Source organism: Psychromonas sp. (genome assembly GCF_047632995.1).
Taxonomy (GTDB): Bacteria; Pseudomonadota; Gammaproteobacteria; order Enterobacterales; family Psychromonadaceae; genus Psychromonas.
On the sequence record NZ_JBLIEK010000030.1, the window covers coordinates 24314 to 38475 of the forward strand.

Annotated in this window: 15 protein-coding genes; 14 read left to right on the top strand and 1 reads right to left on the bottom strand. The window is 41.6% G+C overall.

Annotated elements, in window-relative coordinates:
* The first annotated feature begins 18 nt into the window (after positions 1-18).
* The 13 genes from gspD (at position 19) to ACJAT7_RS07575 (ending at position 11817) form a co-directional block, all read left to right on the top strand.
* The gene (gene gspD / locus ACJAT7_RS07515; protein ID WP_415226182.1) at positions 19-2052 is read left to right on the top strand and encodes a type II secretion system secretin GspD; all 2034 of its coding nucleotides are present in this window, start codon (positions 19-21) and stop codon (positions 2050-2052) included.
* A complete protein-coding gene (gspE, locus tag ACJAT7_RS07520) occupies positions 2052-3566 on the top strand; it encodes a type II secretion system ATPase GspE (protein WP_415226183.1) in 1515 nt (504 codons plus the stop codon). Before gspD ends, gspE begins: the two co-directional genes overlap by 1 nt.
* A 1-nt stretch (position 3567) precedes the next feature.
* Entirely contained in the window at positions 3568-4782 is a 1215-nt protein-coding gene (gspF, locus tag ACJAT7_RS07525) for a type II secretion system inner membrane protein GspF (RefSeq protein WP_415226184.1), read from the top strand.
* A 34-nt stretch (positions 4783-4816) separates the two neighbouring features.
* Positions 4817-5254: a type II secretion system major pseudopilin GspG gene (gspG, locus tag ACJAT7_RS07530; RefSeq protein ID WP_415226185.1), complete on the top strand. Its 438-nt coding sequence runs from the start codon at positions 4817-4819 to the stop codon at positions 5252-5254.
* 11 nt (positions 5255-5265) lie between these two features.
* Positions 5266-5865 carry a type II secretion system minor pseudopilin GspH gene (gspH, locus tag ACJAT7_RS07535; RefSeq protein ID WP_415226186.1) on the top strand — a complete coding sequence of 200 codons (600 nt, stop codon included), beginning with the start codon at positions 5266-5268 and terminating at the stop codon, positions 5863-5865.
* Complete coding sequence (gene gspI, locus ACJAT7_RS07540; protein WP_415226187.1) at positions 5862-6245, top strand: type II secretion system minor pseudopilin GspI; 384 nt, start codon at positions 5862-5864, stop codon at positions 6243-6245. The genes gspH and gspI overlap by 4 nt, the downstream gene beginning before the upstream one ends.
* Positions 6235-6879 (top strand): type II secretion system minor pseudopilin GspJ, encoded by a 645-nt coding sequence (gene gspJ, locus ACJAT7_RS07545; protein ID WP_415226188.1) that lies wholly within the window; start codon positions 6235-6237, stop codon positions 6877-6879. The genes gspI and gspJ overlap by 11 nt, the downstream gene beginning before the upstream one ends.
* Positions 6876-7856 carry a type II secretion system minor pseudopilin GspK gene (gene gspK, locus ACJAT7_RS07550; RefSeq protein WP_415226189.1) on the top strand — a complete coding sequence of 327 codons (981 nt, stop codon included), beginning with the start codon at positions 6876-6878 and terminating at the stop codon, positions 7854-7856. Before gspJ ends, gspK begins: the two co-directional genes overlap by 4 nt.
* A 66-nt stretch (positions 7857-7922) precedes the next feature.
* Complete coding sequence (gene gspL, locus ACJAT7_RS07555; protein ID WP_415226190.1) at positions 7923-9119, top strand: type II secretion system protein GspL; 1197 nt, start codon at positions 7923-7925, stop codon at positions 9117-9119.
* The gene (locus ACJAT7_RS07560) at positions 9119-9607 is read left to right on the top strand and encodes a type II secretion system protein M (RefSeq protein WP_415226191.1); all 489 of its coding nucleotides are present in this window, start codon (positions 9119-9121) and stop codon (positions 9605-9607) included. Before gspL ends, ACJAT7_RS07560 begins: the two co-directional genes overlap by 1 nt.
* Positions 9608-9632: 25 nt before the next feature.
* A complete protein-coding gene (locus ACJAT7_RS07565) occupies positions 9633-10391 on the top strand; it encodes a type II secretion system protein N (RefSeq protein WP_415226192.1) in 759 nt (252 codons plus the stop codon).
* 155 nt (positions 10392-10546) lie between these two features.
* Positions 10547-11176 carry a transcriptional repressor LexA gene (gene lexA, locus ACJAT7_RS07570; protein ID WP_415226193.1) on the top strand — a complete coding sequence of 210 codons (630 nt, stop codon included), beginning with the start codon at positions 10547-10549 and terminating at the stop codon, positions 11174-11176.
* 2 nt (positions 11177-11178) lie between these two features.
* Positions 11179-11817 carry an SCO family protein gene (locus ACJAT7_RS07575; RefSeq protein WP_415226194.1) on the top strand — a complete coding sequence of 213 codons (639 nt, stop codon included), beginning with the start codon at positions 11179-11181 and terminating at the stop codon, positions 11815-11817.
* A gap of 43 nt (positions 11818-11860) precedes the next feature.
* On the opposite strand, the gene ACJAT7_RS07580 is transcribed toward ACJAT7_RS07575, so the two are convergent.
* Positions 11861-12346, bottom strand: a complete 486-nt coding sequence (locus ACJAT7_RS07580) for a GNAT family N-acetyltransferase (protein WP_415226195.1) — start codon at positions 12344-12346, stop codon at positions 11861-11863.
* 119 nt (positions 12347-12465) lie between these two features.
* On the opposite strand from ACJAT7_RS07580, the gene metA reads away from it, so the two are divergent.
* Complete coding sequence (gene metA, locus ACJAT7_RS07585) at positions 12466-13383, top strand: homoserine O-succinyltransferase MetA (RefSeq protein WP_415226196.1); 918 nt, start codon at positions 12466-12468, stop codon at positions 13381-13383.
* The last annotated feature ends 779 nt before the right edge of the window (positions 13384-14162 follow it).

Consider the following 14162-nt stretch of genomic DNA (forward strand, 5'->3'; position numbering starts at 1 on the left):
TTTGGAGTTTTAGTTAAGATGAAATTTTTAGGAAAGAAAAACAAGCTCAGCAAATTATTGGGGCAAAGTTTGTTTGTTTTACTGCTTCAGGGGGCGTTTATCGGATCTGTCTTTGCGACAGAATACTCCGCGAGTTTCAAAAATGCAGACCTTAATGAATTTATAAATATTGTTGGTAAAAACTTAAATAAAACAATTATTTTAGAACCTTCTGTTCGAGGTAAGATCAATGTACGCAGTTATGATCTGCTAAACGAAAGGCAGTATTACCAGTTTTTTCTGAATGTATTAGAAGTCCATGGTTTTGCTGTTGTTGAGATGAAGAGCGGCATTATTAAAGTTATCAAAGCCAGAGACGCCAAAGTATCGTCAATTCCTGTGGTTGATGATGGTTTGCAATATACGGGTGATGAGATGGTTACCCGCGTGGTGCCCGTGACCAATGTTTCTGTACGTGAATTAGCTCCTTTACTACGTCAGCTTAATGATAATGCGGGTGGAGGGAACGTTGTTCATTATGATCCATCCAATGTCATTATGATCACAGGACGAGCGGCTGTAGTAAATCGTTTGGTTAAAATAATCCACCGTGTTGATAGAGCTGGCGATCAGGACGTTGATATCGTTAAGCTTAAATTTGCCAGTGCTCTGGAAATGGTCAAAATTATAACTGCGATTCAAAAACCTGCCGCCGGATCAAAAAACACCACGCCAAGTATTTTAATGCCGCGTTTAGTTGCCGATGAGCGAACCAATTCAATTATTATTAGCGGCGAACCCAAAACGCGTGAGCGAATTGTTGCTTTGGTTAATAAGCTCGATGGTGAGTTGAAGAGCAGTGGTAATACCCGTGTTTTTTACCTGAAATATGCCAACGCGAAAGAGGTGGTTGATGTATTAAACGGGGTTAGCAAAGGCATTGCGAAAGATAGCGGGGTAAGCAGTTCAAAATCAGGGGCGCCCTCTTTAAGCATAGAATCGCATGAAGCTACCAACGCGATTGTGGTTTCTGCGCAACCGGCATTAATGTCATCCCTTAGCAGCATTATTCGTCAACTTGATATTCGCCGTGCGCAGGTGTTAATTGAAGCTATTGTCGTTGAGGTTTCCGAGGGTGATGGCATTAATTTGAGTACCCAATGGGGGAGTGCATATGGCGGAACGCAATTCCAGGGTAACGGCGTGACCACAGGTGAATTAGTGGGCGCTGCTTACGAAGTTGACAATTCAGACAGTGGTGATGATTTAACCAGTGCGGCCAGTGCGCTTGCCAAAGTAGCGGGAGGTATTGTTGGTTTTGCTGGTAATGATTGGGGAGTGGTATTGCAGGCCATTAGTAATTCAACCAGTTCAAATATTCTGGCGACACCCAGTATTACTACTCTTGATAACCAGGAAGCAAGTTTTATTGTCGGTGATGAAGTTCCCGTTTTAACTGGTTCGACAGCCAGTTCATCGAATAGTAATCCTTTCCAAACTATTGAACGCAAAGATATAGGTATTAAATTAAAAGTCACCCCACAAATCAATGAGGGGGATGCGGTGCAGATGGTTATAGAACAAGAGGTATCTTCGATTAAAGATTCAACTGATACCGTTGATGTTGTATTTTCAACGCGCGCGGTTAAAACAACTGTTTTAGCTAAATCGGGTGATACCGTGGTGATTGGCGGTTTAATTGATGAAAAAGTTACTGAAAGTGTGGATAAAGTGCCACTGCTTGGCGATATTCCTTTGTTGGGCTATCTCTTTAAATCAACTAAAAGCAGTACTGAAAAACGCAACTTAATGGTATTTATTCGTGCAACCATTATCCGTAACGATAAAACCATGAATGAACTTAGTTCACGTAAATACAGCCTAATTCGCGAAATACAACAATTACAAAGAGAAGACGGTGTTAATTTAATGCCGCAGAAAGATGCGCCGGTATTGCCCGCATGGGGGGAAAGTCATGAAATCAATCCAGATGATCTTTCCTTACCAAAAGAGCATAACAAGGTAGAAAAAAACAGTGTACAAGCTGATGATTCTTTGCAGGAAACGCTGTAATGAACTTGCTTGAACACCCCGCCCTTGAGGAGGAGATCGTTGAATTTACGCCGCGTGGTCAATTGCCTTTTCCATTTTCTAAAAAACATGGGCTGGTGATCTTCGTTGATGGCGACGCTACCGAACTTTGTTATAAGCAAAAACCCAGTGCTGAGTTGTTGCTTGAGGTGCGCCGTGTTATTGGTCACCCCTTTAGCTTGCGCTTGGTCGATAATGACTCTTTTGAACATTTAGTGACACAGGCTTACCAGTCTTCCTCATCAGAAGCACAGCAATTGATGGAAGATATCGGTAGCGATGACCTTTTTACCCTTGCTGAAGAGCTTCCGGATGATGAAGATCTCCTTGAAACAGAGGATGATGCGCCGATTATCAAACTTATTAATGCCATGTTAGGCGAGGCCATTAAAGAGGAAGCATCGGATATTCATATCGAAACCTTTGAAAATTCATTGATTATTCGTTTCCGTATTGACGGTGTATTGCGTGAGATTTTGAAACCTCAGCGTAAGTTGGCGGGTTTATTGGTTTCACGTATCAAGGTGATGGCGAAGCTGGATATCGCCGAAAAACGTGTTCCGCAAGATGGGCGTATTTCACTGCGTATTGGCGGCCGGGCTGTAGATGTTCGTGTTTCAACTATGCCGGCGAGTCATGGTGAGCGTGTGGTTTTACGTTTATTAGATAAAAACGCCATTAAGCTGGATCTGGCAACACTGGGGATGACCAAGCAAAACCATAACTTATTGCGCGAACTTATCCACAAACCGCACGGCATTATTTTGGTTACCGGCCCGACGGGATCGGGTAAAAGTACCACGCTATATGCGGGGTTATTAGAAATAAACTCTAAAGACTGTAATATCCTCACGGTGGAAGACCCAATAGAGTATGCCATTGACGGGATTGGTCAGACGCAAGTGAATACCAAAGTGGATATGACCTTTGCGCGCGGTTTAAGGGCAATTCTGCGTCAAGATCCCGATGTCGTCATGATTGGTGAAGTTCGAGATTTAGAAACTGCAGAAATTGCGGTGCAAGCGAGTTTAACCGGTCATTTAGTGCTATCAACACTGCATACGAACAGCGCCGTTGGTGCTGTGACGCGATTGCGCGATATGGGCGTTGAGCCATTTTTATTATCTTCAAGTTTATTAGGGGTGCTCGCGCAGCGTTTAGTAAGACGTTTGTGTACAAGTTGTAAAGCGCCGCACACCTCCACTGAAAACGAAAATAAAATACTCGGCTTGGCTGTTGATCAACAAGCAGTTATTTATCGTGCCGTGGGCTGTGAAAAGTGTAATCAAACGGGCTATAAAGGGCGAACCGGTATTCATGAATTATTAGTGGTGGATGAAAATGTACGTGAATTAATCCATACTGGAGCAGGTGAACAGGCCGTTGAAAAAGTGATTCGCCAGCATACACCAAGCATCCGTGATGATGGGTTAGCAAAAGTACTTACAGGACAAACTACGCTGGAAGAGATCTTGCGCGTAACGAGAGAGGATTAGTGTGGCTACGTTTCTTTATAAAGCAATAGATGCACGAGGAAAACAGAAAAAAGGTACATTAGAAGCCGACTCTGCACGTTTACTGCGCCAACAATTGCGCACTGCAGGGTTAACACCGATTGAGGTAGAAGCGGTTGCCAGTAAAACATCAAAAAGTGCAGCCAGTTTATTCAGCAGTAAAATTAAAACCGCAGATTTAGCATTAATAACACGGCAATTATCAACACTGGTTGCATCTTCCATTCCGATTGAAGAGTGTTTACATGCGGTTGCCGAACAATGCGACAAAGCAAAAATTAAATCGATGATTGTTTCCGTGCGCGGCGGTGTTATTGAAGGACGCAGCCTTGCAGAGAGTATGAGTGGTTTTCCGCTTATTTTTGATAATCTGTTCTGTGCTATGGTCGCCGCTGGTGAGAAGTCAGGGCATCTCGATAAAGTATTAGACAGGCTTGCAGACTATACCGAGCAGCGTCAGGAAATGAAAAGTAAAATGATGCAGGCGCTTATCTACCCGATTGTATTGACCCTAGTTGCTGTTTCAGTGGTTGCTATTTTGCTTACTTCCGTTGTACCTCAAGTGGTTGGGCAGTTTGAACATATGGGCGCCGCCTTGCCCGCTTCAACACGATTTTTAATTGCAGCCAGTGATCTGTTAAGTGCCTACGGCTTATATTTTGTGCTCTTTGTTTTTGCTGCGCTGTTTATTTGTCGGCAGATCTTAAAGAAAGAAGAGAAGCAATTAAAATTTGATCAGCAGCTACTTAAACTGCCCGTTATTGGACGTGTTGCTAATGAGTTAAACACGGCGCGTTTTGCGCGCACATTAAGTATCTTAAACAGCAGTGCGGTGCCGCTGTTGGAGGCGATGTCGATTTCCGGGCGAGTACTCAGTAATCTCTATATTCGTCAGCAGGTGGGGGAAGCCACAGATCGAGTGCGTGAAGGGGTCAGCTTAGGGCGAGCGCTAAAAAGCACTAAACAGTTTCCGCCTATGATGTTGCACATGATAACCAGTGGCGAGCGTAGCGGTGAATTGGGTAATATGCTGGAACGCTCTGCTGATAATCAAGACAAACAATTTGCAGCACAAGTCACTATTGCCTTAGGGCTTTTTGAGCCCGCGCTAGTCATTTCAATGGCGGGGGTGGTTTTATTTATCGTTACGGCAATTTTACAGCCAATATTACAACTTAATAATATGGTGTCAGGTTAACTGGCACTTTTACAACAATATAAAGGGGAAAATAGTGAAAAAAAGTCACAATAAACAAACAGGTTTTACCTTACTCGAAATTATGGTGGTCATTGTTATTTTAGGGATTTTAGCCTCTATGGTGGTCCCCAATTTAATGGGCAATAAAGATAAAGCCGATCGCCAAAAAGTTGTCTCAGATGTCGTGGCCTTAGAAAATGCGTTAGATATGTATAAATTAGATAATGGTATATATCCCAGTACAGAGCAGGGACTTGAAGCATTAGTTGAACAGCCAAGCGGCACACCTGAACCGCGCAGCTACCGTGAAGATGGTTATATCAAACGCCTTCCACAAGACCCATGGGGCAATGATTACGTATTAAACAGCCCGGGTGAACACGGTAAAATTGATGTGCTATCAGTCGGCCAAGATAGAGAAGAGGGCACTGATGACGATATTGGCAATTGGAACCTGGATGGTAAAAAATAGGTTTTCAGTAGGTGTTTAAAACACAGTTAAAAAATAACAACCAAGATGGTTTCACCTTACTTGAAATCATGTTGGTTGTGTTACTGATGGGCATGGTATCGGCAGGGGTCGTGATGACACTGCCCGACAGCTTAACATCAGAAGAAAATATAGACTGGCAGGCACAACGCTTTAGTACAGTATTACAGTTTGCTGAAGATGAAGCGCTTATTTCGGGAACTGAATTGGGTATTTTTTTCGATAAAAATAGTTACCAATTTGTTTTTTATGAATATAAAAGTAAAAAATGGTTGCCGGTTGTGAGTGATTTCTTCGAGGGACACGTTGAGTTACCTGAGTCGATCAATCTTACCTATCTTTTATCCGGCTCCGTTTGGGGAGAGATAGCAAGTAACGGGGATGATTTTATTGATCAGGAGTACCTTGTTGATATTGAGGGCGATGACGATATACCCAGTTTAATACCGCAGGTTTATGTGATGTCCAGTGGCGAAGTTACCCCTTTTTCTTTGCGATTTTCAGATAGTACCGGCAGCGAAAAACAACAGACTCTCACTGTTGTCGTGAGCATGAGCGGTGCTGTCAGCTTTCCTGAGTTAGAAAGACAGTGAAATTATCAGCGAAAATTACCAGAGTAAAGCAACAGGGTATGACCTTGCTTGAAGTGATGCTGGCATTGATTATTTTGGCTACATCGGGTTTAGCTGTAATGAACGCCGCCTCGGAAGCGTTAAAGAATCAAGTTTACTTGCAGGATAAAACATTTGCTTTATGGGTGGCAAGCAACCGGTTGGTTGAGTTGAAATTGGAAGGCGAGTGGCCAGCTGCAAGCTGGAAAAATGAAAAAGAAGAATTTGCCGGAAATAGTTGGTATGTACGTTACCAAACAGTAGAGACCGGTGATGAAAATTTTAAGGCTTTGGATGTTGAAGTGAGCAGTCAGAAAGAGGGCAGCGCATTGGCTTATATTAGGACCTACATTGCGAAATAATCAGCGTTTGTTATCTGCCGCCTCGCGTAGCAGAGGTTTTACGTTGCTTGAAGTGTTGGTAGCTATTTCTATTTTTGCGCTATTAAGCCTAACGGCCTATCAAGTCTTGCAAGGCGTCCTGCGCAGCGGAGAGATAAGTAAAGAACACAGTGAGTCGCTGACTAAACTGCAACGTGCAATGCTTATTATTGAACAAGACTTTACCCAAATTGTTGCCCGCGCCTCTCGAGATGGAGGTGGTGAAGAAGAAAAGTTGCGGGTTATTACAGCAGCAAATTCACTGTTTGGCTCAGAAGATCAAGGCATTGAATTTAACCGGCTAGGTTGGCAAAATCCGCTTAACTTATTGCCCCGCTCTAATGTTTTGCGAGTACGTTATCGACTGCAAGAGGGGCAATTACAACGTTTGTATTTTCTTTATCCAGACAGGGTAACGGGGCAAGAGCCGGAAGTGCAGGTTGTATTAGATGATATTGAGAAGCTCAGCTTTCGTTTTTGGAATGATGGCTGGCAAAGCAAATGGGAGAGTGACACAAAACTGCCAACGGGAATAGAAATTAGTTTTACCAGTAAACAGTATTCTGAAATCCGCCGTGCTTTTTTAATTTCCTCCGGTGAGGTTGTTGAGCAATGATGGCTAACAAGAAAAAGCAAAGCGGTATTGCCCTTATTACCGTGCTGATGATTTTGGCTATTATGGTCACTGTGGCCTCTACCATGACGGGCCGGTTAACATTAAGCTTAAAACGCACGGAAGGGTTAATTTTTTCGCAAAAGGTATATTGGTACGGGCAGGCCGCTGCCGACTTAGGAAGGATGATTTTAAATCAGGATTTTGCAGATAGTGACGTGGTAAGTTTGGACCAAATATGGGCAACACCCGATATGGTCTTCCCGCTTGAAAACGGTAATCTAGCCGGTCAGATTAAAGATCAACGCAGCTGTTTTAATGTGAATGCAGTGGGTTTAGCGGACCAAGGTAATACCCCCGCTATCCCAGTAACTCAATTCCAGTATTTACTAGAAGCTATCGGCTTAAATGACTATAGTGCCGAGATGATTGCTCAATCAACGCGAGATTGGATTGATAAAGATAGTAAAAGCGATGCAGCCCAAGGTGCTGAAGATAGTTTTTATCAGAGCCGAAGCGTTGCACATTTAGCTGCGAATAGTTTAATGGTTGATATTAGTGAACTGCGTGCAGTGCAGGGCGTTGGACAAAAAACATATGAAAAAATAGCCCCATATCTATGTGCCCTGCCTTCTGTTGATCAAACAATCAATGTTAATACGGTGGGCATAGAGCAGCCTGAAATTTTATACGCCCTATTTAAGAAAGAACACTCGCTGTCTGTTTCTGATTTTAGAAAATTGTTGGAGGATCGACCAACGAGTGGTTGGAATAGCGTCAGTGCATTTTTAGCAAATGGCCTGTTTAATGGCTTGCCGGTATCGGCCGCCTTAAAAAAACAGCTTAGTGTCAGCAGTGATTTTTTCCAGTTAAATGGTATTGTTGAATTTGAAGAACGGCTACGAATAGTTAATATATTGTTTCAAATTGAGGCAAAAAAAGCAAAAGTGATCCGTTATCAATCAGGTGGATTTAAATGAACTTAGCATTACAGAATCAGTGCCTAACACAGGTCGTAATGACGATTAGCAAGATGGAGATTATTGGTGACTGAACGATTAATAATCCGCTTAGCAACTAAAGCTTCGCAGACAAATCACTGGCTTATATGGTCTGATAGTGAAAATGAAATCATCGCATCAGGAGAGGTTGGTAGTGCCGAACAATTAAATTTATTAACTGAAAAAGCACAACAACGTACTGTTATTTGCTTGCTACCGGGTGTGGATGTTTACATTAAGGCGATTGCTATTAACGGCGTTTTTAATCGCCAAATACAGCAAGCTTTACCTTATCTGGTGGAAGAGGAACTCGCATCGGATGTTGATGCCTTACACTTTTCTGTTATCGCAAAACAGACTGGCTTACTGCATGTGGCGATTTGTGACAAGCAGAAAATAGCTATGTGGTTGAGTTGGCTGGAAGCCGCGCAGATAAACTGCAAGCAGTTTATTCCCGAAGGCTTAGCTCTGCCCTACGCAGAGGGAAAATGGCAAGCGCTGCAGCTGGAAAACGAGTGGATAGTGAGAGAGAATCAGGATATTGCCTGGAGCTGCGAGCAAAGCATGCTCGAACTCCTATTAGAGGTTAAGCTTGAAAATAATCCAGCACAACAGATAGAAAGTTACAGTCCGCTGCCTGAATCAGTGATCGGTCAATGGAGTTATAACGATGCGCTTCTACCCATGGAGTTACTTAGCAAGGGAACACTCAATAATAAAATAAATTTGTTAACGGGTGAATTCAAAACGAAGAAGGAGAGTAATGGACTACTTGAAAAGTGGCGCCTACCTGCCATTTTCACCCTTGTACTCTTTGTTTTCCTGATGCTTAATCTTTACATGAAAAATGCACAGATAGAAAAACAAGCCCTGTTAGTTGAACAGCAGGTAGAGGTTATTTATAGCAAAGCATTTCCTTTGCAAAACAAATTAAAATACTCACGCATTAAGAAAATGCTTAAAAGCATGTTGGTTGGTTTAAGTGGTGGTGCTGAAGAATCGGGTTTTCTGTCAATGCTTAATGAACTGCTGCCCGCATTTGTAAATAATCCGGAGCTTGAAGTGACCAGCCTCAAGTTTGACAGTAAAAAACTTGAGATGCGAATTTCAGTCAGTGGCAATAACTTCCAATCTTTTGAAAAATTCAGTGCTTCAATACCCGACCATTTTATTGTCGAACAGGGCGCACTTAATAGCAGTAAAGATCGTGTTAGTGGCGTGCTAACGATAAGGAAGAAATAATGACAGAACAATTTAAAGATTGGTGGAAGAGCCTCACTGAAAGAGAGCAACAGCTTTCAATAGCAAGCGTTGCCTTTCTATTGCTGGCGATCCTTTATTGGGGGGCGTGGAAGCCTCTAACAAACCAGTTGCAAGAAAGCCAAATGAAATTAAACAGTGCGCAACAGACACTGAGTTGGGTGCAGGATAAAGCGGTAATTTTAGTGCAGGCTGGCGTCGGAAAGGAGCAACAACAGAGTGCAAATTTAAGTTTAACGCAACTTGTTACTAAAAGTGCGCGAGATCACGGCATCCATTTTTCACGGATTGTGAATAAAAAAGATGAGATGGAAGTGTGGATCTCCGATATTGAATTTGATCTATTTATTGAGTGGTTAAGCGACTTAAATAACCGCTATTCAGTGTCCGTTCTCAATACCGACTTTTCGAAAATGGATAAAGAAGGTCACATCAAAATTAATCGTTTATTACTTGGTTCTCAATCATGATGCAAATAAAGAGATGTTACTTTCTATGAAAATTAAACTTATTTTATTATTCGTTTTGTTCTATCTATTGTCACTGTTAATTACATTACCAGCAAGCACTGTGATGCGTTTTATTCCCCAAAATTCGGGGATCGAAGTGGCGGCTGTTTCCGGCTCTGCGTGGCAAGGCAAAGCGTTTCAGTTTACCTATCAAAACAAGTACCATTTACAGCAACTGGACTGGAAAGTTGATTGGCTTGCATTGACAAATTTACAGTTGAAATTGGATCTTAAATTTAATAACGGCAGCAATGCGATGGCTGGAAAAGGTTTTCTCCTGCTGGGCTTTTCGGGGATATCTGTGGAAAATGTTATTGTCGATTTAAGTGCATCTGAGCTGCTTTCCTATCTCCACTTACCCCTTCCTGTACCCGTTGATGCCACTGGCGAACTCTCTTTGGTGATAAAAAACGGGCAGCAAGGCTTGCCTTACTGTCAGCAACTTGATGGCGTTATTGCATGGCAAAATGCCAAGATTAATAGTGAGATGGGGAATATTGATTTGGGCGTAGTTAATATCGATCTAAGCTGTGAAAAAGGTCAACTGGTTGCTGATTTAGAGCAGAATTCTGAACAACTTAGCAGTACGATTAATATTTTGTTAAAAGAGAAGGGCGCGTATCAGTTACAAGGTTTGCTTAAAGAGAGCAATAAACTCGATCCTTCGATTAGACAAGTATTGCCGTATATTGGTGCTAAAAACAAGTCAGGTGAAACCGTGTTGAATTTTAACGGCAAGCTGTAACGCTTGCCGGGCTATGTGTTATTGGCTCTCTACCTGTTAAATAACCCTGTAATAACAGTGTTTGGCTATCATTTTCTAAAAATCCGTTAGTGTAACTGGTATAAATTCATGTGTAGATATACACTGTGTATATTTACAGTTTTCTAGGGGGAGTTATGAAAGAGTTAACCAAACGGCAAAGTGAAGTATTGGATGTGATTAAAAACTGCATCGAAAAAACCGGAATGCCTCCAACACGTGTGGAACTAGCGAAGATTCTTGGTTTCCGCAGCGCCAATGCTGCAGAAGAGCATCTAAAAGCACTTGCGCGTAAAGGTGCGCTGGAAATTTTATCGGGCACATCACGTGGTATTCGTCTTTTGGGCGCATTTAAAAAAGAGCAAGAGCCCGTTAATGAGGGATTACCTTTAGTCGGTATGGTTGCTGCGGGAGAGCCTATCCTAGCGCAGGAGCATATTGAAGCGCACTATAATGTCGATCCTTCATTGTTTCATCCCTGTGCTGATTTTCTATTACGCGTACAGGGTGAGAGCATGAAAGATATCGGTATTATGGACGGCGATTTACTGGCTGTGCACAAAACACAAGATATCAACAATGGTCAGGTGGTTGTGGCGCGTGTTGAAGATGACGTTACCGTTAAACGCTTTTACCGCGATGGCGGTCAGGTTACTTTGAAAGCGGAAAACAGCCAATTTCAGCCAATTAAAGTAGATTTAGAATACCAGTCATTTGCCATTGAAGGGGTTGCCGTTGGTGTGATCCGGACTGCAGATTGGATGTGAAAATGAAAAAAGGGTTATTGGTTGCAGGCGTTGTTCTTCTTGTGTGCTCTTTTTTTCTAGGGCGTATGCAAGATAGGCACTATTTTTCCAGTAACCCTGAATTGTCTGTTCAAGAAAAGGGCAAGCTTTTGCCCCCGTTCTCTTTTGTAATGTCAGCCAATGGTAAATTTGATAATCAAGATTTATTAAATAAATGGACGCTATTTTTTATCGGTTACACTTACTGTCCTGATATCTGCCCGACAACACTTGCGGATCTGGATCGCGTCTACGCTAAGTTAACTCGTCCGCCCTATAATAATATCCAAATCGTTTTCGTTTCAGTCGATCCCAACCGTGATAAAGCGGCCCATTTAGCTGAATATGTAAACTATTTTAACCCTCACTTTAAAGGGGTAACCAGTACCCACAAACAACTATTCCCTTTTGCCCAGAATTTGGGATTGGTATACAGCATTGTGGATCAAGGGGTGGATAATCAATATTATTTAATTGATCATAGTGCCTCGCTGGTACTAATCAATCCGCTAGGTGAGCATCACGCCACATTTAAGGCGCGGATAAACGAAAATGGTATTGCTCATGTCGATATGGATCTGATGGTCGATAATATTCATCAGATCTATCAATACTGGCAATAATCATCTACCTGAATCCTATTATCTCGCGGGTGTTGCCGTCAGCTTAATCCTTTAATGATTTAGTCCAAAACAGCGCATGACCAAACTCCGGATCCAGTTGATAGGCAGAAAAACCTTGTTTGCGGTAAGCATTTTTTGCAATCTCATTACCTTCTAATACTTCCAGTGTTATTTTGCAGCAGTTGCGGGATTTTGCTATTTTTTCAATTTCACAAAATAATAAACCTGTTAATCCCTGCCCACGAAAATCCTTAACCACCATAACATCATGAATATTTAACAATGGCTTACAGGCAAATGTTGAAAAACCTTCTATGGCTGTTAATAGCGCCACAGGTTGTTTATCTTTAAAGGCGAGGACAATAAATACATCATTGCGTTCTAATAATGCAGCAATAAGATGCTGTTTTGCAAAATCTGAAAGGTCTTCGCCGCCCCCCATGGGATCAGATGCGTAATCCGACATTAATTTTAGGTAAGCCTGCGCATGTTCAGGCTGGGTCAAATCTGCTTGAATAAGAGTAAACATATTAAATCCTTTAATTTTTTTTAATATTACCATTTTATCGAAAGCTTTGTTGTCTTGGATAAATTAGGTTAGACTTCTAGATGTCTAAATGAATGAAATAGTTAATCTGGAGTTTTGCTATGCCGATTCGTATCCCCGATGATCTGCCTGCCGCGGGTATTTTAAAGTCTGAAAATATTTTCACTATCTCTGAAACGCGTGCGAGTCATCAAAATATTCGCCCCCTGCGTCTATTAATTTTGAATTTAATGCCGAAGAAAATTGAAACAGAAACGCAACTAATGCGTTTGCTCTCTAACACGCCACTACAAGTTGATATTGAATTATTACGCGTAGATGCGCGCGCCTCGCGAAATACACCACAAGCGCATTTAGATACGTTTTATGCTGATTTCGAACGGGTTAAAAATCAAAAATGGGATGGTTTTATTATCACCGGCGCACCGCTTGGGATGATACCTTTTGAAGAGGTTTATTATTGGGATAAATTCACTGAAATCCTCGAGTGGTCGCGTCATAATGTCACCTCCACGCTGTTTTTATGTTGGGCGGCACAGGCTGCATTTAAATATCTGTACGGCCTTGATAAAGTGACGCGTGAAAAAAAACTTTCGGGGATTTACGAGCATAAAACGTATCACCATCACCACCCATTAGTACGTGGTTTTGATGATCTTTTTTGGGCTCCATTGTCTCGTTTTGCCGAATTCGATTCGCAATATATTTCCGAAAATAGTGATTTAACTGTTTTTGCTGATGCGCCTGGGGCCGGTATTTATTTGGCTGCCAGCCCTGATTGCCGTCAGGTATTTATTACCGGCCATCCTGAATATGATGCAAATACCCTCAATAATGAGTATTTACGAGATATTGAGGAGGGGCTAGAGCCTGTTTTGCCTGTGAATTATTATCCAGACGATGATCAAAATAAAACACCCCGCGCGACTTGGCGTAGTCACGGAAACTTACTCTATAGTAATTGGTTAAATTACTGCGTGTATCAAGTGACTCCTTATGATTTATCCGAGCTAAAATAAGCACAAAAATAAAGTGTGACGGAGTTAATAAAACGCTTTATAAAAGGTTTGCTGAAGTGGCAATATGGTAGATCGGATCTACACTTAATATAGTAAGTGAGTTGGAGGAAAATTAATTAGTATCTGGCGCAACGAATGATTACAAGTCAATTTAGATTGGCAACTGGCAATTCAGGAAGCAATACCGATAGGTAGCTTCGTCTACTAAATTGTAATTTTGTCAGAGTGAGTTATTTGTTGATAATCTGAAAAACAGCATGGAGGAGAAGTAATTACTTCATATCAGTTTTTAGTAAGATCATGACCCAACGAGGAGTTGCTATGGTAACTCATTCGCCCAGTGGGCATGAAGGGGATGATCTTTTTATTTCATGCTTTTTTGTAAGAAAGAAGAAGTAGAAAAAAGAAGTTGAAATAAAACGCTGGTTGTAGATTTTGTCACTAACATGGAGGGAATAAATATTATTACTTCATATCAGTTTGTTAAAAGCGCTAATAAATTTTAGGAGTGTGTTTTTTTAAGCAACTCATCGCCAAATTGGCTTTTTAATTATCGCTTTATTTACAACGTGATAGTCGATCATAAGATAAATATGTTTGGGTTTTGTTGTGAGTATTGAGTATTGAGTGAATGTTTGATCTTTGTATTTTATATCTGTTTCGAGGGTAAACCTGTTTTTTGTAGTTGTTTATGTTTATTCAGATTAATGGAGTACAGTACTGAAGGATGGTAAAAGATCAACGAGCAAAAAACTATAAATACTATTTATTATGATGAC